The 25,217-nt window shown below is 69.3% G+C and carries 20 protein-coding genes and 1 pseudogene; 15 read left to right on the forward strand and 6 right to left on the reverse strand.

Annotated elements, in window-relative coordinates; all coding sequences use genetic code 11:
• Positions 1-26: 26 nt before the first annotated feature.
• Positions 27-860: a GNAT family N-acetyltransferase gene (locus ACFV7R_RS36255; RefSeq protein ID WP_385271519.1), complete on the reverse strand. Its 834-nt coding sequence runs from the start codon at positions 858-860 to the stop codon at positions 27-29.
• A gap of 281 nt (positions 861-1,141) precedes the next feature.
• Here ACFV7R_RS36255 and ACFV7R_RS36260 point away from each other — a divergent pair, with 281 nt between their 5' ends.
• The 15 genes and pseudogenes from ACFV7R_RS36260 (at position 1,142) to ACFV7R_RS36330 (ending at position 19,941) form a co-directional block, all read left to right on the forward strand.
• Positions 1,142-1,576: an ATP-binding protein gene (locus ACFV7R_RS36260; protein WP_385271522.1), complete on the forward strand. Its 435-nt coding sequence runs from the start codon at positions 1,142-1,144 to the stop codon at positions 1,574-1,576.
• Entirely contained in the window at positions 1,576-1,974 is a 399-nt protein-coding gene (locus ACFV7R_RS36265) for a DUF6415 family natural product biosynthesis protein (RefSeq protein WP_385271525.1), read from the forward strand. The genes ACFV7R_RS36260 and ACFV7R_RS36265 overlap by 1 nt, the downstream gene beginning before the upstream one ends.
• 25 nt (positions 1,975-1,999) lie before the next feature.
• Positions 2,000-2,593: a DUF6624 domain-containing protein gene (locus ACFV7R_RS36270; RefSeq protein ID WP_385271529.1), complete on the forward strand. Its 594-nt coding sequence runs from the start codon at positions 2,000-2,002 to the stop codon at positions 2,591-2,593.
• Positions 2,550-3,167, forward strand: a complete 618-nt coding sequence (locus tag ACFV7R_RS36275) for a class I SAM-dependent methyltransferase (protein ID WP_385271532.1) — start codon at positions 2,550-2,552, stop codon at positions 3,165-3,167. Before ACFV7R_RS36270 ends, ACFV7R_RS36275 begins: the two co-directional genes overlap by 44 nt.
• A gap of 212 nt (positions 3,168-3,379) precedes the next feature.
• A complete protein-coding gene (fxlM, locus tag ACFV7R_RS36280) occupies positions 3,380-4,585 on the forward strand; it encodes a methyltransferase, FxLD system (protein WP_385271535.1) in 1,206 nt (401 codons plus the stop codon).
• Between the two features lie 64 nt (positions 4,586-4,649).
• Positions 4,650-4,832, forward strand: coding sequence for an FxLD family lanthipeptide (locus ACFV7R_RS36285; RefSeq protein ID WP_385271538.1), 183 nt, complete (start codon positions 4,650-4,652; stop codon positions 4,830-4,832).
• 83 nt (positions 4,833-4,915) lie between these two features.
• A complete protein-coding gene (locus ACFV7R_RS36290) occupies positions 4,916-7,819 on the forward strand; it encodes a lantibiotic dehydratase (RefSeq protein WP_385271541.1) in 2,904 nt (967 codons plus the stop codon).
• Complete coding sequence (locus tag ACFV7R_RS36295) at positions 7,816-9,060, forward strand: lanthionine synthetase C family protein (RefSeq protein WP_385271544.1); 1,245 nt, start codon at positions 7,816-7,818, stop codon at positions 9,058-9,060. Before ACFV7R_RS36290 ends, ACFV7R_RS36295 begins: the two co-directional genes overlap by 4 nt.
• A 19-nt stretch (positions 9,061-9,079) precedes the next feature.
• Complete coding sequence (locus ACFV7R_RS36300; protein ID WP_385271547.1) at positions 9,080-9,964, forward strand: thiopeptide-type bacteriocin biosynthesis protein; 885 nt, start codon at positions 9,080-9,082, stop codon at positions 9,962-9,964.
• 27 nt (positions 9,965-9,991) lie between these two features.
• Positions 9,992-11,314 (forward strand): annotated as a pseudogene (gene fxlM / locus ACFV7R_RS36305) (methyltransferase, FxLD system); the annotation flags it as partial.
• A gap of 1 nt (position 11,315) precedes the next feature.
• Positions 11,316-12,416 carry a hypothetical protein gene (locus ACFV7R_RS36310; RefSeq protein WP_385271549.1) on the forward strand — a complete coding sequence of 367 codons (1,101 nt, stop codon included), beginning with the start codon at positions 11,316-11,318 and terminating at the stop codon, positions 12,414-12,416.
• A gap of 1,135 nt (positions 12,417-13,551) precedes the next feature.
• A complete protein-coding gene (locus tag ACFV7R_RS36315) occupies positions 13,552-13,749 on the forward strand; it encodes a helix-turn-helix transcriptional regulator (RefSeq protein WP_385271551.1) in 198 nt (65 codons plus the stop codon).
• Positions 13,750-14,617: 868 nt separating this feature from the next.
• Positions 14,618-15,133 carry a hypothetical protein gene (locus tag ACFV7R_RS36320; RefSeq protein ID WP_385271554.1) on the forward strand — a complete coding sequence of 172 codons (516 nt, stop codon included), beginning with the start codon at positions 14,618-14,620 and terminating at the stop codon, positions 15,131-15,133.
• A 1,076-nt stretch (positions 15,134-16,209) separates the two neighbouring features.
• Positions 16,210-17,520, forward strand: a complete 1,311-nt coding sequence (locus tag ACFV7R_RS36325) for a DEAD/DEAH box helicase (protein ID WP_385271557.1) — start codon at positions 16,210-16,212, stop codon at positions 17,518-17,520.
• Positions 17,521-19,941: a helicase C-terminal domain-containing protein gene (locus tag ACFV7R_RS36330; RefSeq protein ID WP_385271560.1), complete on the forward strand. Its 2,421-nt coding sequence runs from the start codon at positions 17,521-17,523 to the stop codon at positions 19,939-19,941.
• Positions 19,942-20,082: 141 nt separating this feature from the next.
• Here ACFV7R_RS36330 and ACFV7R_RS36335 read toward each other — a convergent pair whose 3' ends face one another.
• The 5 genes from ACFV7R_RS36335 to ACFV7R_RS36355 form a co-directional block, all read right to left on the reverse strand.
• Positions 20,083-21,759 (reverse strand): hypothetical protein, encoded by a 1,677-nt coding sequence (locus tag ACFV7R_RS36335; RefSeq protein ID WP_385271563.1) that lies wholly within the window; start codon positions 21,757-21,759, stop codon positions 20,083-20,085.
• 74 nt (positions 21,760-21,833) lie between these two features.
• The gene (locus ACFV7R_RS36340; protein ID WP_385271566.1) at positions 21,834-22,853 is read right to left on the reverse strand and encodes an MBL fold metallo-hydrolase; all 1,020 of its coding nucleotides are present in this window, start codon (positions 22,851-22,853) and stop codon (positions 21,834-21,836) included.
• 141 nt (positions 22,854-22,994) lie between these two features.
• Positions 22,995-23,990, reverse strand: a complete 996-nt coding sequence (locus ACFV7R_RS36345) for an ABC transporter permease (RefSeq protein WP_385271569.1) — start codon at positions 23,988-23,990, stop codon at positions 22,995-22,997.
• Positions 23,987-24,913, reverse strand: coding sequence for an ABC transporter ATP-binding protein (locus tag ACFV7R_RS36350; RefSeq protein WP_385271572.1), 927 nt, complete (start codon positions 24,911-24,913; stop codon positions 23,987-23,989). The genes ACFV7R_RS36345 and ACFV7R_RS36350 overlap by 4 nt, the downstream gene beginning before the upstream one ends.
• A complete protein-coding gene (locus ACFV7R_RS36355; RefSeq protein ID WP_385271575.1) occupies positions 24,910-25,119 on the reverse strand; it encodes a hypothetical protein in 210 nt (69 codons plus the stop codon). The genes ACFV7R_RS36350 and ACFV7R_RS36355 overlap by 4 nt, the downstream gene beginning before the upstream one ends.
• Between the last annotated feature and the right edge of the window lie 98 nt (positions 25,120-25,217).

Here is a 25,217-nt window from a genome sequence, read left to right on the forward strand (position 1 = left end):
TTAGTCGTGCCTACTATCGCGGACCGTCACTCGTTGGTCTTGGGTGCTCGGCTCCTCCACTCGTGCTCGAGGATCGAGTGGACGATGGAGTCACGCCACTTCGCACCCTTCTCGATGTGCTCGCGGATGCGGCCCTCCTCAACCATGCCGGCCTTTTGCATCGTTCGCGCCGACGCCTCGTTGAGCGGCGAGCGGGCACTCCAGACCCTGTGGAGATTCAGGTCCTCGAAGCCGAGGCCAAGCAGGAGTTCGATGGTCTCGATGCCGTAGCCCATCCCCCAAGCGTTGGGGCGCAGCGCGAAGCCGAAGGTGGCCGCGCGCTGCTGGTGAGGGTCCATGGCCAGGCGGCCGAACCCGATCACTTCGTTGCTCATCCGCTCGGCGATCGCGACCGCGTACTCGGTCCGCGGTGTGGCTGTGGCCGAAGCAATGGATCGTGCGACGGTCTGCTCCACGTCTGCACGAGACCGCGGTTCAGCGAAGTCCATTGCGCGCCGGGCGGCCATTGCGCCCGTCCTTCTCATCTCGTGCAGATCCATACCGACTTCGGTACGGCCTTGGGTCTGTGGCGTGCCGAACAGTGGGACGGGAGCCGGGGTGGTTCCCTCAAGGACCTCGCTCCAGAGCTGCTCGATGCTGTAGCCGAACATGCGAACCAGCACTCTGCGAGCGTCACGCTGTGGCTGGCGCTTTCCGTAGTACCAAGCCTCGAAGGTGGCTTTTGCGGGAGCGAGGGTGGCCAACGACGGCTTCCCCTCAAAGTCCGCCAGCTCACGGGCGGCCTGCTTGAAATACGGCAGGAAGGCGTCGTGGTCACGCCACTCCCGCTGGTCGAGCAGGTACCGGAGCAGCGTGCGCATGGCGCCCCCCTCATCCCGTACGTTCAGCACGTCACTACGTCTGACGGTAGAACCGTTACCCCATCAACTTGCCCGCTGCAGGCGGTAGTCAGTGAAACCGAGGTGATTCCGAGGAAGAGCCGAGGGACGCCGTCCACTTCCGGCGTGGATCCGAGATCGCAACGGGGGTCGATCTGGAACACGGCCGTTGCGAGGCTCGTACAGCCCCTTGCTGAGAGTGCTGGCCTGAACACGCCCGCGGACTCAATGGCGGCCCCGGCCCTCGACTCTGGAGAACGCCGATGACCCCCACCACGGCCCTCGCCTCGGTCGCCTCAGCCCCAGATCACATCGCCGCGAGTGGCTTCGAGGTCGACTTCCTTCCGGCCGAGTCCCGCGTTGGGCAGATGAGACGGATCACGGCAGCCCACCTGCGTCACTGGCACCTGACCGTGCTGACCGACGACGTTGAGCTCGTCGTCTCCGAGCTGGTTACCAACGCCATCCAGCACGCTGAGGGAAATTCGGTTGGCCTGAGGATGCGGCGCGCCGCCCACGAACTTCGCATCGAAGTCACCGACGGATCGCCGACCCCGGCCCGTCTGCGTTGCGCGGGCGAGGCGGACGAGAGTGGCCGGGGGCTGTTACTCGTCGCCGCCATCGCGAAGGAGTGGGGCACTAGTCCCGACGGGACGATGACGTGGTGCTCCCTCGCGATCCCCGAAAGGAGATCGTGATGGTTGCAGTGACGGCCGGCGTGGCCGCGCAGTTGCTGACCCGGCCAGCCTCCAACGATCACGAGACGCTGGGCACGCTCCTCTACTCCCTGCGCCGCTCCCTCGCCAGCGAGGCGATTGACGAGCAGCTGTACGACGACCTGGACGCTGTACTAGACGAGTACGCGCGCCCCGCGCCACACGAGATCACGACCATCGTGGAGCGGTTCCGGAAGACGACCACCAAGATCGTAGAGGTCGTTCCGTATCTCGTGCGGCCGTATCCGGTGGAGGCGATGCGGCGACTGATCTACCTGAGCGCCGAGCATCCCCACCCCCATGACGCGCTGGGCCACCTCCGACGGTTCGCCCTCGCCATCCTCGCGATCCTCGACCTGATGGGAGAGACCGCCTCATGAACGCCGTCCAGTTCGGAGTCTGACCATGCCCACGCAACCGCAGCGGCCCGACATCGCCCGTGATCTGATCAGCCGTGCCGAAAGAGCACGGGATTACCACTCCAGGCTCGCCCGCGGGCTCTTGAGCCAGTCCGAAATCGACATGGGACGCCACCACGACCACGCCAACGCTCAGGTCCTCCGGCGGATCGTCGGCGAACACGGATGGCCGGGCAGGAGCCTGGTCGGCGAGGACGGGGCTGAGGCCGCGTGGCAGCTCGCCCTGCAAGCAGATCACCTCGCGGACTTCCAGCGGCTCGCGCTTCGCATGCTGGCCACCGCCGTGGAACGCGGGGAGGCACCCATCCAGCAGTGGGCGCACCTTCACGACCGGTGTGCCGTCAACGCGGGGCAGCCCCAGCTGTACGGCACACAACACCGCCGCGGGCCCACCGGCGTGGACACGCTGCTGACTCAGGACCCGGAGCACCTGGATGCGCGACGGGCCAGCGTCGGCCTGCCTCCGCACGCCTCCGCCCACGAAGCCCTGCGGCACCGCCACGGCCGCGAGCCAGAGACCGAGCAGTCCGGTCGCGATGACGACCCGGCGCAGCTCGCCCTTCTGGAGGGCGCGGCATGACGACGCCGTTCACCAGCCCGGCCCGCACGACGTGGAACGCTGGGCGATGGAGGGCCGCAGTTACCACATGCTGACCGACGTGGAGTTGGAGCACTTCACCCGGCGCCTGGGCGTACGGCGCGGTCACGTGGCCGTGGACGTCGGTTGCGGCAGCGGCGTCTTCAGCCGTCAGCTCTACCGCTTCGGTTACGACGTCACCGGACTCGACTACGCCGAGGCCGCCCTTGCTGCGGCCCGCCGCACACCTTTGCCTGGCGTTCGCTACCTGTACCACGACCTTAACGAGGGCGATCCGCCCGGCCTGCCGCCGCACGGCATCGACCTCGTGGTGTGCCGCCTCGTCCTGCCCTTCCTCGACAAGCCGTACGAGTGGGTTCGCCGCGTCAGGGAGTACTGGCTGCGGCCGGGGGGATTGCTGTACCTCGTGGTCCCCGTCGTGGGTGAACGCGCGGAACAACCTGGCGGCATGACGGAATACGAGATCGCCGAGCTCTTGCACGGGTGGGGGCAGGTTGTCCGCTACGAGCTGGGCGGCTCTCTCGCCTGCCTCGCGCTGCGCTCGACCGCCACATAGTTGGCCGCTCGGTGGCTCGGAGGCACCGGCCCGAGCCATCGAGCGGCAAGGCGGTGCCTCTGGTCAGCGCCGAGACGGCGAGGGCGCCGTTTCGGTCATCTCTGATCATGCCCGTGCTCTCGGCGCGCTGCCGAGAAGGATGGAAGGCAATCACTAGCCTGCACACTCCGTAACCGATGCACTACTAACTCCCGTACAGAGAGAGTGATCGAATGACTGCTACCGACAACTCGACCGTGCGCGATGCCGACGCGCTTCGCGCGGATATGGTCCGCGCACTCCATGACCAGGACGCGATCACGTCTGAGCCTGTCGCTGCTGCCTTCGCCGTGGTGCCCCGGCACCGGTTCGCCCCCGAAGCACCGCTCGACCTTGCCTACGACCTTCACAGCACCGTGCCCGTCAAGAAGGACGAAAATGGCCTGAACCTCAGCGTCATGTCTGCCGCACACCTCCAGGCCGTGATGTTGGAGCAGGCCGACATCAAGCCCGGCATGAAGGTCCTGGAGATCGGCTCCGGCGGCTACAACGCCGCACTCATCCAGGAACTCGTGGGCAATGATGGCGTGGTCACCACCGTCGACATCGACCGTGACGTCGTCGACCGCGCCCGTCGCTGCCTGGACGATGCCGGATACGGACAGGTGAAAACGGTCCTCGCCGATGCCGAGGCCGGTGTTCCTGACGACGCGCCGTACGACCGGATCATCGTCACCGCGGCCGCGTGGGACATCCCCCCGTCGTGGATCAAGGAGCTGACGGGGAACGGCAGGCTCGTCGTCCCGCTGACCGTGCGCGGCACGACCCGTTCGATCGCGTTCGACCGCGACGGCGAGGGTCTGATCAGCCGCTCCTACCGTCTGGCGCGCTTCGTGCCCATGCAGGGCGAGGGAGCCGCCAAGGAACGCAAGGCGCTGCTGCGCGACGGCGTCGTGGTCCAGACCGACGACGAGCGGGTTCCCCTCAACACGAAGGCACTGAATCAGGCCCTTGACACTCCCAGGCGGGAGTTCTGGTCGGGGGCTGCCTACGACCTGCCCGACGAGCTGGAGCTGTACCTCACGCTTCATCTGTCGAGCGCGGCCCGGCTGCACGCGTCCAAAGAGATCGTCGACAGCGGGTTCGTGGAAACATCGGCGCTGCTCGGGGTGCCGGCGCTGGTCAGCGAGGACAGCATCGCGTATCGCACCCGCCGCGAGAACGAGGACACCGGCGGGTTCGAGAGCGGCGTGGTCGCTCACGGTCCGCAGGCCGAGGCTCTTGCGGACGAGTACCTGAAACTGCTGCGGCGCTGGGCCGAGAACCACCGCTGCCGGGGAGCGGCAACGATCAGGTTCCTGCCGGGTCCCGCCCCGTCGACTCTGCCCGAGAACAGCGTGCTGAAGCGGCACGGCATCGTGGCGGTGTCCTGGCACTAAGACTCCGGGGCCCGATCCCGGGCCCCGGCTCCTTGCACCATCACTCACTGCCAAGGAGGCATGTATGACCGTTCAGATGGAGCGCCCGGTTGCTCAGCCGGTCGCCGAACAGGGGGCGTCCGGACAGGACGACTTCGAGCTGGACATCACGATCGTCGAGGGCGGCCCCGCCGCGGATCAGCTCATCCGTCTGACGAACGATGGCTGCGGCTCGACGTGCCAGTCGGCGTGTACGAGCTGCCCGTAACAGCACAGACCGCGTGATCGCGGTGTCCGACCGCGCCTGACCCATGGGTGTGGCCGGGCACCGCTCGACCACTGGAGGGGTGTGTGTATCGCTACGTTGATGCAGCAGTGGTACGGGCAGCCGTGTGGGACTCCGACCGCAAGGTGGTCTGGCCCGAGCTGGTAGGCCCGGGCGCGAACACGGCGTCGTGGCGGGCGTGGTTGCAACAGACCTGGCAGACAGCCGACTTCGCGACCGCCGTCAAAGCCGCAAGCCCGGATCTCGCCAGTCGGGTTGGCCAGGTCTGCGCCGGTCAGCCGTTGCCGGACGCCGCCGTACGCCGCACGGTGCTCTCCGTGCTGCGCTACCTGCTGCGGGCCCGCACGCGCGCCACCCCCTTCGGTCTGTTCGCTGGGGTCACGACCGCGCGAATAGGCGACGCCCCTGCGCTGCGCGTGGGCACCGGACACCAGGTATCCGCCAGACCCGACGCGGCATGGCTCGCTGCCCTCATCGACCGGTTCGAGGAGCACAGTGGCCTGCGACCCCACCTGACGCTGGTCACGTCCAGCCTCGTCGTCGAGCGAGACGGGTGCGTGGTGATCGAGCACCGCCCACGGAGCACCCGCGACGGCGCTTCCGAACACGTGCAGATACGCGTGACCGGACCGGTCCGCAAAGCCTTGGACGGCGCGCGAACTCCGATCCTGTGGAGCGACCTCACGGCGAGGCTCTCCGCCAGTTTCCCAACCGCGCCGCTCGCCGCGCTTGAGAAGCTGGTCGAGGGGCTGGTCAGGCATCGATTCCTGATCACCAGCCTCCGCCCGGCGATGACGGCCACCGACCCGCTTGCCACCCTCTGCGCCCACACCCGATACCTTGCGCCCGCTGAGACAGCAGAGTTGTGCGAGTCCCCCAGGACCGCGCTCGACCTGCGGGTGGACTGGGACCTGGTCGTCCCGGAGAAGGTGGCCCAGGAGGCGGCAGCGGCGGCCAAAGCACTCACCCGCCTCGCGCCCCGTGCGGCGTTGACCGGATGGGCTGAGTGGCACGGCCGGTTCCTTGAGCGGTACGGGCCACGGTCAGTCGTCCCCGTCGTGGACGCCGTCGACGCGCTCGGATTTCCGTCCGGCTACCTGGGATCCGCCACCGCACCGACGCCGTTTCCCCTGCCCGACCGCGACAGCCGGCTCATCAAGCTTGCTCACGCCGCCGGGATGCAGCGCCGCCTGGAAGTCGAGATTGACGATGCCGTACTTGAAGAGCTGGCCACCACGGATCCCGGCCACCCCGTCCAGCCGAGCACCGAGGTGACCGTCCGCATCGACGCCGCGAGCCTTCCGGCACTGCACCAGGGCGACTTCACTCTGCATGTCGTCGGGGTGGCACGCTCGGCAGGAACGACCACCGGCCGCTTCCTGGCTTTGCTGAACGACGAGGACCGCCGCCGCATGACCGAGGTGTACGCCGGATTGCCCGGAGTGCACCGGGGCGCGCTCCTCGCGCAGATCAGCTCCACCCCGTTGTCCGCACCGGCTGAGAACGTCGCGCGTGCCCCACAGGTAACCGATCTGGTGATCTCCCTCGGCGACTACCACGGCTCGGATACCAGGCCTATTCCCCTCGCGGACCTTGCGGTGGCCGCCGACGCCGAACGGCTGCACCTGGTCTCGCTCTCCCGCCGGCGCCCGGTGCACACGCTGCTGCTGAACGCCGTAGACCTGGGCTATCACACCCATCCGCTGGCCCGGTTCCTGGCCGAGGCACCCGTCGCGCTGGCCGTCCCGTGCACCGGATTCATGTGGGGTACGGCCGCGTCCAACCTGCCGTTCCTGCCCGCGCTGCGCTACGGACGCACGATTCTGTCCCCGGCCCGCTGGCACCTCGTCTATGACGACCTCCCGGCCGCGCCGGCGCCGTCGTCAGAGTGGGACGAGGCCCTGACCCAATGGCGCCGCGACGTGCATATGCCCGAGCGGGTGTACCTGAGCGAGGCCGACCAGTGCATGGCCTTGGACCTGACGGAGCCCTCGCACCGGGCCTTGCTGCGCACGCACCTCGACCGCGACGGCACGGTGACGCTGCGCCCCGCACCGGGACCCCAGGATCTGGGCTGGACCGGCGGCCGCGCCCACGAAGTCGTCATCCTCCTGACCGCAGAACAGAACGTCACCCCCGTCCAGTCAGCGGGCCACGTCGTCAGCCGTGAGCACGGCCATCTGCCCGGCTGCGACAACCGCATCTACCTCCAGCTCCACGGACACCGCGACCGGCAGAACTCAATCCTGACCCGGCACCTGCCAGCCCTGCTGGAAGACCTGGGCGACCCCCGATGGTGGTTCGTCCGCTACCCCGACCCCGAGCACCACCTCCGTGTCCGGTTGACCTGTGCTCACGGCACCCTCGGCTCTGCCATCGAGCGCATCGGTGAGTGGACCCAGCAGCTCCGGCACAGCGGTCTCATCACGCACGCCAGCGTGGAGACGTACCACCCGGAGACCGCGCGGTTCGGCGGCCTCGCAGCGATCGACGCGGCCGAGCAGTACTTCGCCGCCGACTCCGCCGCCGCCCTGGCCCAACTCTGCGCCCAGGCCAGGAAGAACGCCCTGGATGCCCGCGCGATGACGGCCGCGAGCATGGTGGACATCGTCACCGGCCTGCTCGGCGAGGACGCTGCGGCGATGCGCTGGCTCATCAAGCGCACCCGCACCGACCAGGCTACTCCGCCCCGTGCCGTCTACCGGCAAGCCGTCGACCTGGTCAACTCCGACCCCTCGGGCCTGGACGAGCGCGTCACCACGGCCTGGTCCGCGCGTCGTGTGGCACTGGCTGCGTACCGCCGCGCGCTCGAGGGCACGGCCACGCACCCCCACGATGTGCTACCGGACCTGCTGCACCTCCACCACGTCCGGATGTGCGGGCCGGGCCTGCCCGAGGAGCGCACGCACCTGCACCTGGCCAGAGCTGCCGCCCTGAGCTGGACGGCCCGAGCAAGGAGGACATCGTGATCACGGCAGCCCCTGCCCTCGCCGCGCTGTCCACCGCTGACCATCTGGCCCGTGCACTGGCCGATCCGAGCACCGTATGGCTCGGCGGCCGACCCGACGGCGCTCGCGCCTGGCCGCAGTCCCTCGCCGGAGGAGCCTCGGGCATCGCCCTGCTGCACATCGAGCGCGCCCGGGCCGGCCTTGGCGGCTGGGACACCGCGCACACCTGGCTGGCCACGGCCGTGTACGGCGAAGTGAGCGCAGCGGCCAACGCGAATCTGTACTTCGGCGCTCCCGCCCTCGCGTTCATCACGCACTGCGCGGCCAGCGCATCGAGCCGGTACCTGCGCGTCCTGGAACGTCTGGACACGGCGACCTTCACCGCCACCCGGAAGCGTCTGGCCGAGGCCCATCAGCGCATCAACCGCGCCGAGCGGCCACCCATGGAGGAATTCGACCTGATCCAGGGCCTGTCAGGGCTGGGGGCATACCACCTGAGCCGCCATCCCGACCACGAGGTCACCCGGGACGTCCTGGCCTACCTGGTGCGCCTGACCGAGCCCCTGCCCGATCCGGCCGGACTGCCGCCGTGGTGGATGAACGTCGCGCCCACTGGCTCACCCCACATCGACTACCCCGGCGGACACGGGAACTTCGGGCTCTCCCACGGCATCGGGTCCGCCCTCTCCGTGTTGTCCCTGGCCCTGCTGCGCGATCTGGCCGTGCCCGGCATGGTCGATGCGGTCGAGCGGATCTGTGCCTGGACCGACCAATGGCGTCAAGACGACGACACCTCCCCGTGGTGGCCGGGCTATATCTCGATGCAGCAGGCGACCGACCACCACGTCCATGCCGCCCTTCGCCCCCGCCCCTCCTGGTGCTACGGAGTCAGCGGCACCGCCCGCGCCCAGCAGTTGGCCGGACTCGCCCTCCGAGACCCAGCCCGCGTGCAGACCGCCGAGAACGCGATCCTCGCGACCCTGCGCGACCCGCTTCAGCTGGACAAGCTCCCCGAGATCGGCCTGTGCCACGGCATGGCCGGACTCCTGCACGCCGCGTGGCGGATGGCCACCGAGACGGACAACACCGAGATCGCTGGGGAGCTGCCGCGCCTGGCCGACCGTCTGATCACCGCGCTCGACCAGGACGACCGCGACCCGGAACTCCTCGACGGAGCGGCCGGCGCGGCCCTCGCCCTACACACCTTCGGCACGGACAGCGCGCCCGCACCGCACTGGGACACCTTCCTCGCCCTAGCGTGAACACCTCGGAGATCCCCTCATGACCTCACCAACCTGGTGCCAGGCCAACGTCGCGTTTCCGGACTGGGAGCGCGCCGAGAGCGTCGCACTGGCCCGACTCACCCCTCTCCTACGCGCCGCAGAGGACGACGGCGCACTCACCGCGTGGTTCATCATGCGAAAGCACCCTTGCTGGCGCGTGCGCTACCTGCCCGCTGCCGACGGGCAGGACCGCATCAGCCAGGGCCTCGACTTCCTGATCACCGAGGGTTCCATCACAGCCTGGACGGAGAACATCTACGAACCCGAGAGTCGCGCCTTCGGCGGCGACGAAGCGATGGCATCCGCCCACCGCCTCTTCCACCGCGACAGCCGAAGCCTCATCGACTTCCTCCAGAGCGACGCCGGGAGACACCGCCGCGAGACATCCCTCATGCTGTGCAGCCTCATGATGCGCTCGGCCGGACTGGACTGGTACGAGCAGGGCGACGTCTGGGCGCGCGTCGGCGCGCACCGCGCGCTGCCGCCCCGCACCGAACAGGGCAACAGCGACCGACTGCTTTCCGCCGTTCACCGATTCCTCTCGGTGAACGGAGAGGAAATGATGCGCGCGGGTGGACCACTGGCCCACGCTGCGGAATGGGCCAGCGCCTACGCCGACGCCGGAAGCGAGCTGGCCCGACTCGCAGACTCCGGACAGCTCCGCCGCGGGCTGCGTGACGTTCTGGCTCATCACGTGCTCTTCGCCTGGAACCGGATCGGCCTGCCCTACAGCACACAGGCCGTCCTCGCAGCCACCGCTGCGATCGCCATATTCGGCCCCCGACCCCACGACAGACCGAGAAAGGAAGACCGCACACCGTGCGGAAGCCCAGTGACGCCCGGCACCACCGTGGTGCGGCTTCCACTAAATGGCCCGGTCTGACCTGCCCGGTGCCGTTCCCGATCGGTTAGAGAGGCAGTAATGGGATCGAGTGACAACACCGCGTCCGCCCCAACCACGACATCACTGACCACTACGGTCAGCGGCGTGAACAGCGACACCATCGAAGCCAGCGCAGCCGACCGCCTGCGTACTCAGCTCATCGACCAGCTCGTCGCAGAGGGCTCGGTTCGCACACCCCGCGTGGAGGAGGCGATGCGGACGGTACCCCGTCACGTCTTTGTCCCCGACGCCCCACCGGAGGTGGCATACAGCAACGCGCCCGTCAACATCAAGTTCGACGACAGCGGCGCGTCCATCAGCTGCGCATCCCAGCCCGACATCGTGGGGATCATGCTCGAACAGCTGGAAGTCGAGCCGGGGCACACGGTGCTGGAACTGGGCGCCGGCACCGGCTTCAACGCGGGGCTCCTCGGCTACCTGGTCGGCGAGAAGGGCCACGTCACCACGATCGATGTGGACGACGACCTGGTGGAAGGCGCCCGCGCAGGTCTCGCTGCCGTGGGCATCGACAACGTCGAGGTGATCCTCGGCGACGGGGCGCTCGGCTACGCCGCCAACGCTCCCTACGATCACATTGTCGCCACGGTCGGCGCCCACGGCGTGCCGCACGCCTGGCTCGACCAGCTCGCCCCCGGAGGACGACTCCTTACCCCGCTTCGCCTCCGCGGCAGCGTCTCGCGTTCGATCGCCTTCGAGCGGGCCGGGGACGGAACCTGGCGCAGCGTCGGCTCCGAGATGAACACCTTCATGCCGCTGCGACGCGGCATCGCGGACGACCCGCGCCGCTTTGTGAAGCTGACGGACGACGGCTCTGTGACCCTCGTGACCAACGGCGACCAGACCGTCAACGCCGAGGCACTGACCGGAGTCCTGAGCCAGACCCGCACCGAGGTGTGGACCGGCGTGAACTTCCGGGGACCGGAGTCGGCCGAATGGCTGGAGCTGTGGCTGACCTGCGCAATGCCGAACGGCCTGAGCCGAATGCCCGCAACGCGAGAGGCCATCGACCGCGGTGTGGTCACGGCCCCCTACGCGAGTTCGACCGCCGTATTTGAAGGCGGCACGCTGACGTACCTCACCCGCCGTACGGCGGGTGAGAAGGCCCCGGACGGCGCCACCCTGTACGAGTTCGGCGTCATCGGCCACGGGCCCGAGGCGCAGTCCCTCGCCAATCGGGTCGCCGAACAGATCCGCGCCTGGGACCGCGACCACCGCAACCGCGAGGTTCGGTTCGAGATCCAACCCCTCGACGCCGCTCCGCTCGCACCGAAGCCTGGTCGCTTCGCGCTCGACAACGCGCTCAACCGCATGATCATCGAGTGGCAGTGAGATGGACGCCAGCCGGATAGCACAGCGGTTCCCGCTGGTCGCACGTCCGCGCCCCGCGTGCCTGCCGCTCTCCGAGCGGGTCAAGGAGATCAGCACCCTGGCTGAGGCCGCGGACCAAGACGGCGGCCTCAGCCAGGCTGCCACCGCATTGAACAAGTCGGCCTTGATCGCCAGTGACTGCGGTCTGCCGACCCTGGCACGCGAACTGTGCTGGCGCCACGCGGAGATTTACCTGCGCGCCCGGCCGTTGGGTGCGCAGGAGGCGCGGTATGCCTTGGAACCCCTCGTCAACCTTGCCCGCCTGCGCATCCGAGACGGTGCAGGCGAACGTGCCTACCGACTGCTCGACATACTGAACCGAGCAGTACGGAACCGGACGGATCTGACCCTTGAGGGTCACCCCGTATCGTTCCGCGACCTCACAGCCACAGCAGATGACCACCGGCCCGTGTGCCAGTGGCTGTGGACCGTGCTGCTGGGCGATGGCACCCGCGCTCTCGCTTCGGCCGGACAATGGGACGACGCACGGGAACATGCTGCACAGCACAAGGGAATTGGCCGTCGCCTCTTCGACGGCCGCCAGGTGGACATCGTGACGCGCTGCCTCGGGGGAGACCCGGACTCGGCACGACGGATCCTGGACGAGAGCACGCTAACGGAAGCCTGGGAACACCCCGTTGCAGCATGTCTCACCGTTCTCTGCCTCATCGCCGACGGCAGAGCAGCGGAAGGTGCGGCAGAGAAGATGGCAGTGGAGTACCTGAATCTCCAGGCTGGAGCAGAAATGGCCGTCTTCCGTACCCGTGTTGGGCTGACTGTCCTCGATCTCTCCCCGCGTTCGAGTCAAGCCGAGGTCGCCCGTCGCCTCGTGAATGATGCGGTGCACCTCGCCGACGGATACGTTGCACGGGACATCATCGCGCATCGAGCGTGCTCAAGAGAGATGACCGCAGGAGAACACTCCAGACTGACCGAGACGGTAGCCTCCGCTGGCCTGGGGCGCGGAGCCATACCGCACCAGCTGGAATGTGACCTTCTGGACGCCGTGGAGCTGAGCGTGACAGCAGCTGAGCGGCATCTCGCTGTCCGACACTCGTCCTAGCGTCGGTTGGTCGCCCGGCTTGCCGTGGCGCTGGAACGCTCTCTTCCGTACAAAACGGAACTGCTGCCGAGCATCACTGAACGCCCCGTCCACCAGGTGGCCGCCCTGGTGGACAGCCTCGAAAAGGCCGCGGCCAACACCCTGTCCAACAAGGTACTCAGGGCGGTCGCCGCTGACTGGGGCATGGCCGCGCAGGCACGGCTCGTCAGTGCGTTGGAGGAGTACTCACAGAACGGCTGCGCACGGTACCTGGAGGAACAGGCCTCTCGTACCGGAGGCTCCCTCGGCCCGGCATTCGCCCACGGCAGACGAGAAAGAGCCCCGAAGGACTGGAACCTGCTCCGAGACCATGTCAACGTACAACGTCCCGGGAAACACCAGGTCAGTGAGTGGATTCAGGCTTCATGGCCGACCTGCGGACAGGTCGGCCATGACGGCGGCCGGTACCTCATGCTGCTCGGCCTCCTCGCAGAGGCCCCGACCCAAGGAGCACCACCTGTCGAATACGGCTCTCCGATCCACTCGCTTCACCGCCCCCATCCTCTTGGTACTTCGCGCCTGAACGCATGGACCGCACAGGGCCGAGAGGACTACGGCGCCCCTCCATGGTGCTGTGTCTCTGTGTCCGTGCGGCCGGGTTGTTCGGCGAGGACTTGCTGCACCGTAGCTACCGCCGGGACCAAGTGGTCCTCGCGCACATCGCGACACACCCTGGAGCCAGAAAGGTCGCCCGAGCCGTCGGCGCTCACGAGCGCGTCGTTGCACGCAATCTCGACCGGCTCACCGACGACGGGCTCATGGTGCTCGTGACGGACGGAGCGAGCCCCGGTTTCCGGTCGCGCCGGCTGGCCCCATGAGCTTCGTCCGTTAGCAATGGTCCGTGAACTTCCCTGCGTTGGGCGCCCAACATAGATCACGATCGCCGGTTAGCCAAACCGGCGATCGTGATGACCATTGAGGGAGTTCGCGGCGGCTGTGCTTGGCGGTGGAGCCGTTCGGACGCCACGGCCCTTCGTGCCGGCGCCCTGCAGCCCCGCAATTGACAGCGCCTGTCCATCAGCCATGACGGAGTGGGTGCAAGTTGCGCGCTGCCGTTTGGGCGGCCGACAAATCCGGAATCCCTGAGGAAACATCAATGGCTCGTCCACCTGCGCTCAAGCTCGCCGAGGTCCTAGCGGAGATCCGGATGAGCCCATCGGCCTTCTACCGTCTACGCGCTCGCGGTCTGGCACCCCGAATGATCAAGCTGCCCAATGGTGAATTGCGCTGCCGCCGTGCCGATCTGGATGCGTGGTGGGAAGCGTGTGAAAGGGATACGCCTGGATGGCGATGAGTTATAACGTCCGCTTCTGGGACATACGCGAGCGCCCCGACCGGCGCAAGCCTTTCCAGGTTCGGTGGACGGTCAGCGGGCGCGAGAAGTCCGTGTCCTTCATGACAGGCGCGCTTGCTGAAAGCAGGCGCGCGAAGCTGATGACAGCTGCGCGTGAAGGGGAGCCGTTTGATGAGCAGACTGGTCTGCCGGCGTCCGAGTTGCGGGCCATCAAGCAGCGGACCACATGGTATGACCTGGCACACGACTACATCGAGCAAAGGTGGGAGCGCACGCCTGGGAATACCCGCCGTACCCGGGCTGATGCCTTCGCCACCATCACGCCCGCCCTGGTGCACCCTGGCGCAACGTATTCCGAACCGCGGGTACTGAGGCGTGCCCTGTACTCGTGGGCGTTCAACAAGAACGCTTGGCAGCGTGAGCCCGTCGAGGAGTGGCGCCAAGCCTTGGACTGGATGAAGCGGAATTCTCTGCCGGTCAGCACTCTCGCGGAAGCCGACGTTCTCCGGCGAGCTCTCGATGCCATGTGCCGCAAACTGGACGGCAAGGCGGCTGCGGCCAAGACAGCACGTCGCAAAAGAGCTGCGTTCAACGAAGCTCTCAACACCGCCGTTGAGAAGGGATACTTCACGGAGAATCCCCTCAACGGGCTCCGGTGGAATGCGCCAGCCGTCAATGAGGAGGTGGATCCAGCCGCTGTTCCCAATCCGGACCAGGTGCTTCGGCTACTCGCAGCTGTTGCCGGCCAGCGGGGGAGGGGTCCTCATCTCGAGGCTTTCTTCGGCTGCATTTATTACGCGGCTATGCGGCCTGCAGAAGTTATCCACCTCCGTATCGAGCAATGCCACTTGCCGAGGACCGGGTGGGGATGCTCAACCTCTCGGGCGGGGTCGTCACGTCTGGCAAGGAGTGGACTGACGACGGGAAGGTGCACGAGGTGCATTCGCTCAAGCGCCGTGCGGCAACCGCGACGCGTCCTGTCCCGATCCCGCCGCAGTTCGTACGCATGTTGCGGGCTCATCTTGACCGCTTCGGCGTGGCACCTGACGGCCGAGTGTTCCGTAACGAAGCTGGCAACTACGTGGACGCTGCGGCGTACGGTACGACGTGGGCGCGGGCGCGGGAACACGCTCTGACTCGGACGGAGCGCACATCGGGCCTGGCCAAACGGCCGTACGACCTCCGGCATGCCGGGATCTCGTTCTGGCTCTACTCCGGTGTGGATCCAGCCGAATGCGCTCGCCGCGCCGACCAGAGCATCGAGGTTCTCTTCCGTCACTACGCCAAGTTCCTCGACGGGGTGCGAGAACAGGCGAACCGCCTCATCGAGCAGTCCATGCAGGAGTGGGGGCGCGTCAGCCAGGGCGCGGCATCTGAGGGCTGATTCAAGGATTCTGGTCCGTGACTGGTCCGGAAGCACTGGTCAGGGACGGTACAGCCGTGGGAGGAATTGGGAGTTAGTGCGCAAACCGAGCCCAGCCGTGAATCGGCGGGGCGACAGGCGCCTGACGGGTAAAAGGCCAGGTCAGGCGCCTTTTTTCGTGCGTCTAGAAGAAGCCCAGCTTCTTCGGCGAGTACGACACCAGCAGATTCTTCGTCTGCTGGTGGTACATCCCTAGTGTGCTGCTGACCAGCAGAAACAGCGCCCAGTGCGGCATGAGGCGGATCGCTGGCCCGGGAATGGTCCGGATCTTGGCCCGAGGCCCGACGTGGTGACGTCAGGCGTCTACCCGGGAAAAGTGACTGAGCACGACTGCGCTGTGGTGGGAATGGAGGCCTGGGACCGGAGACGTTCGAGGAACTCGATGCGATGGCGGGCCGCTTGCGCCCGTGGACCAGCCGGCCAACGTCGAAGTCCTGATGGTCGGCACCGCCAGCGGCGTCCCCACCTGGCTCGAGGATGGTTGGACCGAACGGGATCGCCTGCAAGACGGCCTCGCCCCCGCTCGTCGCCTCGACCCGTCCTGCGGCTGGTCCAGATCCGTGCGGGTTCCAGGAACGAGACACCGCACTGGTTGGGGAAAGCTCGAAGGTCAAGCGAATGGCATCAAGCAGGGCTGGCAGGCGCCGGAGGACACCGCTGGGGACGCCCATGTCATGGGGGAGGCGGCATCCGAACCATGTCGGGAAGGATCGGCGAATCACTAGTCGACAGGGCACAAATGTGATCGACTTAACTCTCGGGCAAGGCTAGGGGGACGCCGGGTGTCGGACGCGTTGGTTCACCGGTTGGCCGAGCTGCTGCGAGATCGCGGTGCTATGGACTCGGACGCCCTGTTGCGGGCTGCCCGCGAGTGCTGGCCAGGGGCGAGCCGCCAGCGTCTGGCTCAGTTGGTCCGCAGGGCCGAGAGCATGGGAGCCGTGAGGACGCGTCACGGGGTAGTTGAGGCATGTGCGGCGGTTCACAACGCGGACTCGGAAGACGGGGACAGGCGCAGGCCTGGGGCGTTACGAGCGGTGGTGCTGGATGTCGAGGCTGCGGTCCGGGCCAGTGCCCAGCATCCCGGTGGGGAGCGGCGGATCTACCAGGTCGGTGCGGTGCGGCTGTCCGCCGATGCCGGATGGGTGGACGAGGCACCGGAGTTCGAGGCCTGGCTGCGGCTGCCGGATCCGCAGTGGGAGGCTCTGATCCGCGGCGAGGAGGCCTCAGCCCGGTACCGGCGAGAAGCCCGGGCCGCCGAGGATGGGTTGGGCGACTTCCGGGAGTGGCTCGGGGACGCGGACGCGCTGGTAGCGTTTAACGGCTCAGTCGCGGACTTCACATGGCTCGACGCGGAGTGCTTGCGGGCGGGGCTTCCCGCTGTCGACGGTGTGCTGCGGGTGGACGCGTTGTACGTGGCGCAGGCGGTGTGGCCGTGGCTGGACTCCTACCGGCTCGGAGACGTGGCCGCATCCGGGGGCGTGGCGACGCAGGCCGGGCAGCTGCATGACGCTCTGGTGGACGCCCGGGTGACCGCACTGGTGGTGAGGGCGGCGGTGGAGGAAGCGGTCGGCTGGTCTGATCCGTGGTGGCGACTGGTGACGTCCGCCGGAGCGGGATCCGCCGCGTGGGAGCTGGTGGCGTCGTTGACGGACCGGAGGCCGGGCGGGGCCGTGGACGACGAGAGCGTCGCCGAGTTGCTGGCGGAGGCACTGCGTGAATGGGGCGAGCCCGTCCGTTCGCCGGGCCGAGGGAGTCCGGGCCTGGCCGCTCTCACACTTCCGGCTCAACTCCTGGTCCCTGACGGGCGGGTGGACCCGCATCGGCTCGCGGTGGCCGTCGCGGCGGGCAGGGAGGTGGAGTGGCGGTCGGTGCAACAGGAGATGGCACGGTGGCTCGGCGCGCAGGTCGACGCCGGACGGGACGGGTTGTGCGAGGCGCCGACGGGGACGGGAAAGAGTCTGGCCGTGCTGGCGGTGGCCTTGGACTGGCTGGCGGCCGACCCTGGCCGACGGGTGGTGATCTCGACATTCACCCGCCAACTGCAGGGGCAGCTGGCGGGGGATGTGGTGGCGCTGGCTCGGGTGATGCCGGGTCTGGAGTCGCTCACCGATGTGGTGAAGGGCCAGCGCAACCGGGTGTCGTTACGGGCCCTGGTGGCCGCGCTGGTGGATGCGGCCGAGGTGGCCGGCGGGCATCGGGCCAGCCGGATCCGCTTCGTCGGCGACGTGGTCTTCCGTGAGGTGCTGGTGTGGTTCGTACGCCGTTTGGCGACGGCGCGGGGGCGGGCGCAGGTGTGGTCGGCGCGCAGCGTGGACGTACAGGACCTGCCGGCGTTCCTGGTGGAGTAAGTGCAGGCCTCGTCCGGCGGGGTGCTGTCGCTGTGGCTGGCGAGCGTGAGCCAGGAGGCGGAGGACTACCGGCCTGGTTCGGGTTCGCCGCTCGCGCCGTGGACAGACTCGGTGGGCGAGGCCGTGGCGGGTCATCGACTTGTGATCGCGAACCATGCGTTGCTCCAAGTACATGCCGGTGCCTTCGACCGTTCGACCCTGCTGGTGGCCGACGAGGCACACGCGTTGGAGCAGGCGGTGACCGTGGCGTCGACGGCGCAGGTCGACATCCGCGCGGTGGAGAACCTGTTCGCGGACACGGAACGGTGGGTCCGGGAGTTCCGGCGCGCCGACGCCTCGGAGTTCTCGAGGCTGCTGCGCGAGGGGCAGCGGCTGCTGGAGACCGAGGCGATGCCGCGTGCGGCGCAGGCGGTGTTCGATGCGGTGGGAGGCGAACCGGGACGCCGGGTCGCGACCTTGGCGAGTCCGTACGGGGGACTGATCGCGGTGGCCGGGGCCCGTCAGCTGCTGGGGCGCCTCGAGCGGCTGGGGGGCTGGGCTCAGGCGGCGGGCCGGGAGTTGGCACGGCTGACGCGCCTGCCGGAGGTCCAGCAGGCGCCGTGGTGGGAACGCGAACATGCCGCACTGCTCATCGCGCGTGTGGGTCTGCTGGCGCAGGAGGCCGCGACGGTGGTGGCCGACGCTCGCGATGTGCTGGGGACGTCCCCGGATCCGGTGGACACGACGGGCGAGGCGGCTGCGGATGACGGCGACGAGGAACCGGAGTGGGACGAGGAGCCCCCGGAGAGCGCGCAGGACCTGGTGGACGAGCCGCTGCAACAGGCATTGCCGGGGCTGACGGCGAGAACAGGCTTGGCGAATCGAGTGGTGTTCGCGAGCGAGGGCGGCGAGGTGACCGCCGCGGTGGCGGCGCGTCGCTACCCCTTCTCGGTCTCCTCCGCGCCGATCGAGCTGAGCGCGGATCCGCAGTGGCGCCGGGTCCGTAGCGGCTTCCGCCGGATTCTCTATGTGTCGGCGACCCTCAGGGTCGCGGGGTCCTGGGCCTTCGTTCGGCAGCGTCTTGGGTTGGGCGGAGAGGTGGACGTGTGCGCGCTACCGAGTCCGTTCGACGCCTCCAGGCAGGCCCGGCTGCTGTGTTTCGCGGATTTCCCCAGCTGGGCCGAGCATCCGCAGGCCGCCCACCGTACGGTTGCACACCAGCTGGCGGGCTACGCGCGTGAGGTCGTCAGTGAACGGCACGGGGCTTTCGAGCACGGTGCGCTGGTGCTGACGACGTCCACTGCGGCGGCAGAGGCGGTTTCGGAGCGGTTGTTGGAACGGCTCGCTGTGGACGGGGCTTCACTGCCGGTGGCGGTGGCGCCGCTGCTGGGCAATGCGCGAGCAGCGAGGGAGTTCCATGAGCTGGGCGGCTTCTGTGTCGCCACGCGCGGCATGTGGCAGGGAGTTGACTTCCCGGCACGGCGGCTGGGCTTGGTGTGGATCAACAAACTCCCGTTCGCACCTTTCGCGGACCCGGTCATCGCCGCCCGGCGCGCGGCGGCCGCGGAGCGGGCGAGAGTGGCGGGGGCGGCCGACCCCGAGGCGGCCGCGACGGGTGAGTACTACCTGCCGCTCGCGGCGATGGAATTGCGCCAGGCGGTGGGACGGCTACTGCGTTCGGTGGACCACCGGGGCGTCGTGGTGATCAGTGACCGCAAACTCGCCGGGACGACCGCGTTGCGCCGCGCCTACCGTCAGGTCTTTCTGGAGTCGCTGGATCCAGGACTGCTCACAGCCGATCCGCTCACGGGTGAGGCGGCGGGCGGGAACATCGTGACGATGGCACAGGGATGGGAGATCATCTGGCGCTTTCTGGACGAGCAGGGCCGCCTGGGCGCGTCGCGCGCACAGGAGTTGTGCACACCGCAGGCGTTGGAGGAGCACACGTTGCTGCCCGCCACGCGCCGGATCCGCCAAGCCGGGCTCAGCGCCCAGGAGGTCGCGCGTGCCCGCGTGGACGGGACGCTCCCTTCCCTGCTGGCCGAGCGCTGCGAGGCGGTCGCTGGACACCTGCGCTTCCAGGACGGCCCGATGGCGTTGAAGCCCGAGCAGCATGCCGTGGTCCGCGCGGTGGGGGAGAACCGGGACGTGCTGGCGCTGCTGCCCACGGGGTTCGGGAAGTCGTACACTTTCCAGCTGCCGGCGCTGGTGCTCCCGGGCGTGACCGTGGTGGTCTCGCCGTTGGTGGCGCTGATGGCCGACCAGGCGCTGGAGCTGTCGTCGGCGGTCGGGGGCGCGGTGCGGGCGCTGGTCGGTCCCATGGCGGAGTCGAACAGCCGTGGAGGGAAGACCGAGGTCGCTGAAGAGCTCCGGGGGACTCGTCGGCACGGCATCAAGCTGGTGTACGTGTCACCTGAACGACTTGCGGACCGGCGTTTCTAGGCCTTCTTCAGCTCGGCGCCGATCTTCTGTCGGGCCGGTCCTTTGATGTGGACGCGGATTCCCAGTATGCGGGCCTCCTTCAGGCTCGTGAGCGGTTGCGGCTGGCGCCGCGGTGGGCCGGGCGCGGCGTGCGGCGGCGACTCACCGGCGGGCGGCGGCGTCGACGTCGCCGGCGTTGACCAGCGCTGTCCTCAGCTCTTGCACCTCGCGGGGGCGTTCGCCGGGGGGTAGGGCGGTGGCGGCGTCCAGCAGGGCGCGGGCGTGCTGTCGTACGGCCGTCTCCCGCCATGTCCCGGGCGCGTGGGTGACGAGCAGTGCGGCCAGCAGCAGGGCGTCAGGGCGGTCGGGGTGGGCGGCGGCGCGTTCGGCGACGAGGTCGGCGTCGGTCAGGGCCGGGGTGTGCTCGGCGCTCGCCCGCGTCAGCTCCAGCCAGGCCGTCTCCTGGACGGCCGCGTCCGCGAAGGTGCCCGCACCGGTGAGCGCTCCCTGCGGCAGGCCGGCCGCGAGCGCGGCCCGCCACAGGGCCACAGCCGCGGCCACCTGTGCCTGCCCGGCCGGCGGGAGCGGGCTGTTGGAGCCGGTGCGCGGCGTGCGGGCGGCGATCGCCTCCAGCAGGCGGGAGACCGCGGCAACGCCGTCGCCGGTGCCGGCCGCCAAATCGGTCCACCAGGCGGCGGGATCGTCCAGGAGGGCGGGGTCGTCCAGGAGGGCGTGCGCGAGGTGTTCGGCGGCGCCGGGCACGGCGGCGCGCAGCGCGGCGAGGAGCTCGGCGCGGTCCAGGGCGGCAAGCAGCTGCCTGTCGGGGCCGCCCCAGCGCAGCCAGGAGGCGGCCGGCGAGGGGCGGCCGGGCACGAGACCGTACAGGGCGGTGCGGTGGGCGGCGGCGAACGCGGGCGCATGGTGGTGCAGGGCCCGCAGGTGCGCCCCGATCGCGGTGGCCACCGCTTCCTGGCCGGCGTGTGCGGCGAGGACGCCGGCGACCGTGTCCAGGACCTCCTCGGGCATCTCGCCGGTGGTACGGGCCCGGTGGACGGCGTACTCGAGCAGGCAGCCCAGCGCCCGGACTTCCGGGTCCGAGCCGATCAGCGCCGGCGTCGTCCCCTCCTCCGCGGTCCCCGCGGCAGCGGCGGCCGGGGCGGGGGCGGCGGAGGCGGAGGCGGCGTCCTTGGTCTCCGCGGCGGTGGCGGTGTTCCCGGCGGGGCGGGCGAGCTGGGTCTGCAGGTACGCCAGGGCGTCCTTCTCCTGCTCCCCGTCGGGGGCGTCGGCACGCCAGGCGGCGGTGAGCAGGTCGAACAGCGCCTGGTCGGCGAAGGCTGCCCCAGCGGGCCGGCGGCGTACGCCGTCGAAGCCGACGGTGGGGGCGCTCTCGCCGAGGCCGCGGCGCACCTCGAGCGCCGCGGTGACGGCCGCCGGCAGCGCACCGTCCGGGAAGGCGCCGGGCCGGCCGGCGTGGGCGGCGGCCGCGGCGAGGTAGAACGCGGCGAGCTCCGGCCGGCCCAGGGCGGTCAGGACGGCGGGCACGTCACTCGTCCAGGCGGCCGGGTCGGCGGCGACGAGGCGGTGCAGCACCATCGCGTACCCGTCGTCGCCGGCATCCGAGGCTGCGGCCAGCGCGGCGGCGGCTGCCACCGGCCCTTGCCCGGCCGCGAGTTCCGCCAGGTCCTCGGCCTGAACGGCGGTGGTGGTCTTGCTCGGTTCCAGCACGGCCTGGGTGCGCGGGTCGGACGGGCCAGCAGGCTGCAGGCGGCACAGCGCCTGCAGCAGTGGCTCCCAGCCCTGAAGGACCGTGGAGGTCAGGACGGGCGACCAGTCCCACACCCGCAGCCAGGTGTGATGACGACGCGATCACTCTACCGGCCCGTAGAACAGGGCCTGAGAGCAGCCTGTGAGCTTCACGCGGCCACGTACGCCACCGGATCGCTCCCCGCCACCGCCTCCGCTCGGCCCAGCTTCACCAGTCGGCGCAGATGGGCCTCGGCCTCGGAGACCGCGATGTGCCGTGAACCGTACGGGATCTGGTCCCAGGGGCGGTTCCACTCCATGCGCTCGGCGAGCTGCCAGGGGGTGAGCGGGGTGGTCAGCAGGGCCAGGAGCCCGGTCAGCCGGACCTCGTGGTGCGCCAGCAGTTCCCGTACGCGGGCCGGTGCGTCGGCGAACGCGTGCTGGTGGGCGGGGAGTACTTCGGCGGGTGCGAGGCGGCCGACGCGTTCCAGGGAGTCGAGGTAGTCGCCCAGGGGGTCGGTGACAGTGGCGTCCTCCGGGTCCTCGTACAGGCCGATGTGCGGAGTGATCTCCGGCAGCAGGTGGTCGCCGGAGAACAGGCGGCCGTGGCCCGGGAGTCCGGCCGGATGCTCCTCCTCCAAGTGGAGGCAGACGTGGCCCGGCGTGTGCCCCGGGGTCCAGATCGCGCGCAGGCGGCGGCCGGGGAGGGGCAGGAGTTCGCCGGGGACTATCTCGCGGTCGGGGAGCGCGGGGGAGAAGCCCGGCAGGCTGCGGCCGCCGCGGGCGGCGCGCAGCGGAGCCAGGTGCTCCTCGGGGGCGCCGGCCGCGGCCAGCTTGGCGGTCATGTAGGTGAACCAGCGCTGGGGACCGGTCCCCCGGGTCCGCCGTACCACCGCGGTGTCCGCCGCGTGCATCGCGACCCACGCGCCCGAGGCCTCGCGGACCCTGCCGGACAGGCCGTGGTGGTCGGGATGGTGGTGGGTGATGACGACCCCGTGGATCTCGGCGGCCGACGTGCCGCACGCCGCCAGTCCCTCGGCGAGCGTGTCCCAGGAGTCCGGGTCGTCCCAGCCCGTGTCGACCAGCACCGGACCGCGGTCGGCGTCGACGACGTACACCAGCGTGTGGCCGAGGGGGTTGTCCGGGATGGGGACCTCGATGGACCGGACGCCGCCGCCGTGGTCGTGCACCTACGCCATGGGCTCCCCAATCGCCGCGTTCCGCTCACTATAACTAGAACGCGTTTCGATGGGAGCCCGAGTCACCCGTCAGCTCATCCGTCGGCTCACCCGTCAGCAACTCCCCGAGACTCCCGACCTGTTCCGGACCGGTCAGGTCAGCCGATGCCGTACCCGCCAGATGCACAGGGCAGCGAGCGCGCCCGCGAGCAGCAGACACAAGCCGGTCTCCGCCCACTGGAGTGGCCACAGGTGGGATGTGGGGTGGAACTCGGCCCAGTGGCCGGTCCGCCCGTGGTCGGTCAAGCAGGTCCTGACGTCGGAAGTCGAGTAGCAGCTGTTCACGTCCGAGACCCGGGCATCCGAGGGCGAGAGCGGACCGTCGGCCATGAGCCAGGCACCGTCGGGTGCGGGCGGCTCGGTGGTGTGCTGTGCGTTCACCGTGACGGTCGGCAGCAGGTGGCCGCGCAGCCAGTCGAGTCCGACCAGCACGCCCGCGCCGACGGCCAGGGTGGCGCCCATCGCCGCCACGGTCCGCCGCAGCAGCAGTCCGAGGGTCACGCCGATCAGAAGCAGCAGCAAGGACTGGCCCACGACCACCGGGCCGATGCCGTTGAACGGGTACCACTCGTACCAGGGGAACTGCCCGCCCATCACGTCGGCGACGGGATGCCACCACCAGGTCATCGCCAGAGCCAGGGTTCCGCTGACCACGACGGTCATCGCGACGGGCACGGCGAGCTTCGCTGCGAACCAGCGCACCCGGGGGACCGACTGGGCGCAGACCATCCGGTAGGTGCCGGACTCCAGTTCCTGCGCGAGCTGCGGGCCGCCGAGGAACAGGCCGTAGACCAGCGGGAGGAAGGCCATCACCTGCAACGGGCGACGCATCGGGAACTGGTACTCGGTACCGAAGCTCACGATCTTCTTCAAGCACTCCCCGGATGCCTTGGCCTTGCCTCGGCACTCGTCGAGGTGCTGCTCGTCGATGGCCGCGACGACCTGCTGGTGCCGGACAGCGGCGTACACGGCAACCACCAGGGCGACCGCGAGGCCGATCCAGAACGCGGCGCGGTTCTGCCGCCACACCAGCCAGGTGAGTCCGCGCAGCCGGAAGGCGCGCGGGCGCGGGAGTACGGAGGCGGTCACGCGGTCACCTCCGACAGGTGCGTACCGGCGGCGTCGACGCTCGCGCTCGGCGTGATCAGTGCCGGGGCGTCGGTGGTGCGCAGATGGGCCAGAAGCAGGTCCTCCAGGGTGGGCGCGCTGATCTCCCAGCTGCTCGGCAGGGGCCCCTGGGGACGGACGAGGGCGGTCAACCGGTTGCCGGTCGTGCTCTGCTCGACGACGACGTGTCCGGCCAGTTCCGCCTGTCGGCCCTGATCGGCGTCGGGTGCGGACAGCAGCCGATGGGCGTCGCTGATCGCGTCGATCTCGCCGGCCAGTTGGATGGTTCCGTTGTTGATGAGCACGAGGTAGTCGCAGGCTCCTTCCAGCTCGGCGACCATATGCGAGGACATCACCACGGTGGTGCCGTGCCGGGCGGCGTCGATCATCAACGTGTCGGTCATCTGGCGGCGGACCAGTGGGTCGAGGTCGGCCATCGGCTCGTCGAGCAGCAGCAGGCGTGGCCGCTTGCCGAGGGCGAGGGCGAAGGCGACACGGGTGCGCTGTCCGCCGGACAGCGTGCTGATCCTGGCGTTCATCGGCACGTTGCCCTCGGCGACGATGCCTTCGGCCCGCGCCTGGTCCCAGCTGGGGTTGAGTTCGCGCCCCATGCGCAGGATCTCGTCGACACGGAAGTTCTTGTAGAGGGCCTTGTCCTGGCTGAGGAAGGCCGTGTACTGGTGGGCGGTGAGGCTTCCGGGAGCGTGGCCGAACAGGCGGATCGTCCCGGCGCTCGGTTCGAGCAGATCGGCGGCGAGCGACAGCAGTGTGGTCTTGCCCGCGCCGTTCGGGCCGACCAGGGCACACATCCGTCCGGCCGGCAGCCGGAAGGAGCAGTCCTGAAGCGCCCAGCCGCGGTGGTACCGCCGGCCCAGGCCCACGGCCTCAAGGGCGTGTTCGGTCATCGCGTACGCCTCCGGCAGGCGATCACGACCGCGGTGACGCCGAGCACGGCGAGAACTGCCTGGCTGAGATGCGGACCGTACATGGGGACGCCGAAGCCCCAGTAGGTGAAGTGGGCATACGACCGCTCGGCCAGCGGCACACCGCCGACAAGCGCGAGCAGTGCGCCGACGAGCATCAGGGCGCGGCTCTTGGTGAACGTGTTCATGGTCCGAAACGCTAAGAAGCCGGGCCACGGCAGCGCTTCGGCCGAAGGTCGGCTGCCGGGGATCCCCGATCCGACGGAAGTCGGTACCTCTCAAGCGC

It is taken from the genome of Streptomyces sp. NPDC059866 (assembly GCF_042731325.1).
GTDB classification, from domain to species: Bacteria; Actinomycetota; Actinomycetes; order Streptomycetales; family Streptomycetaceae; genus Streptomyces; species Streptomyces flavusporus.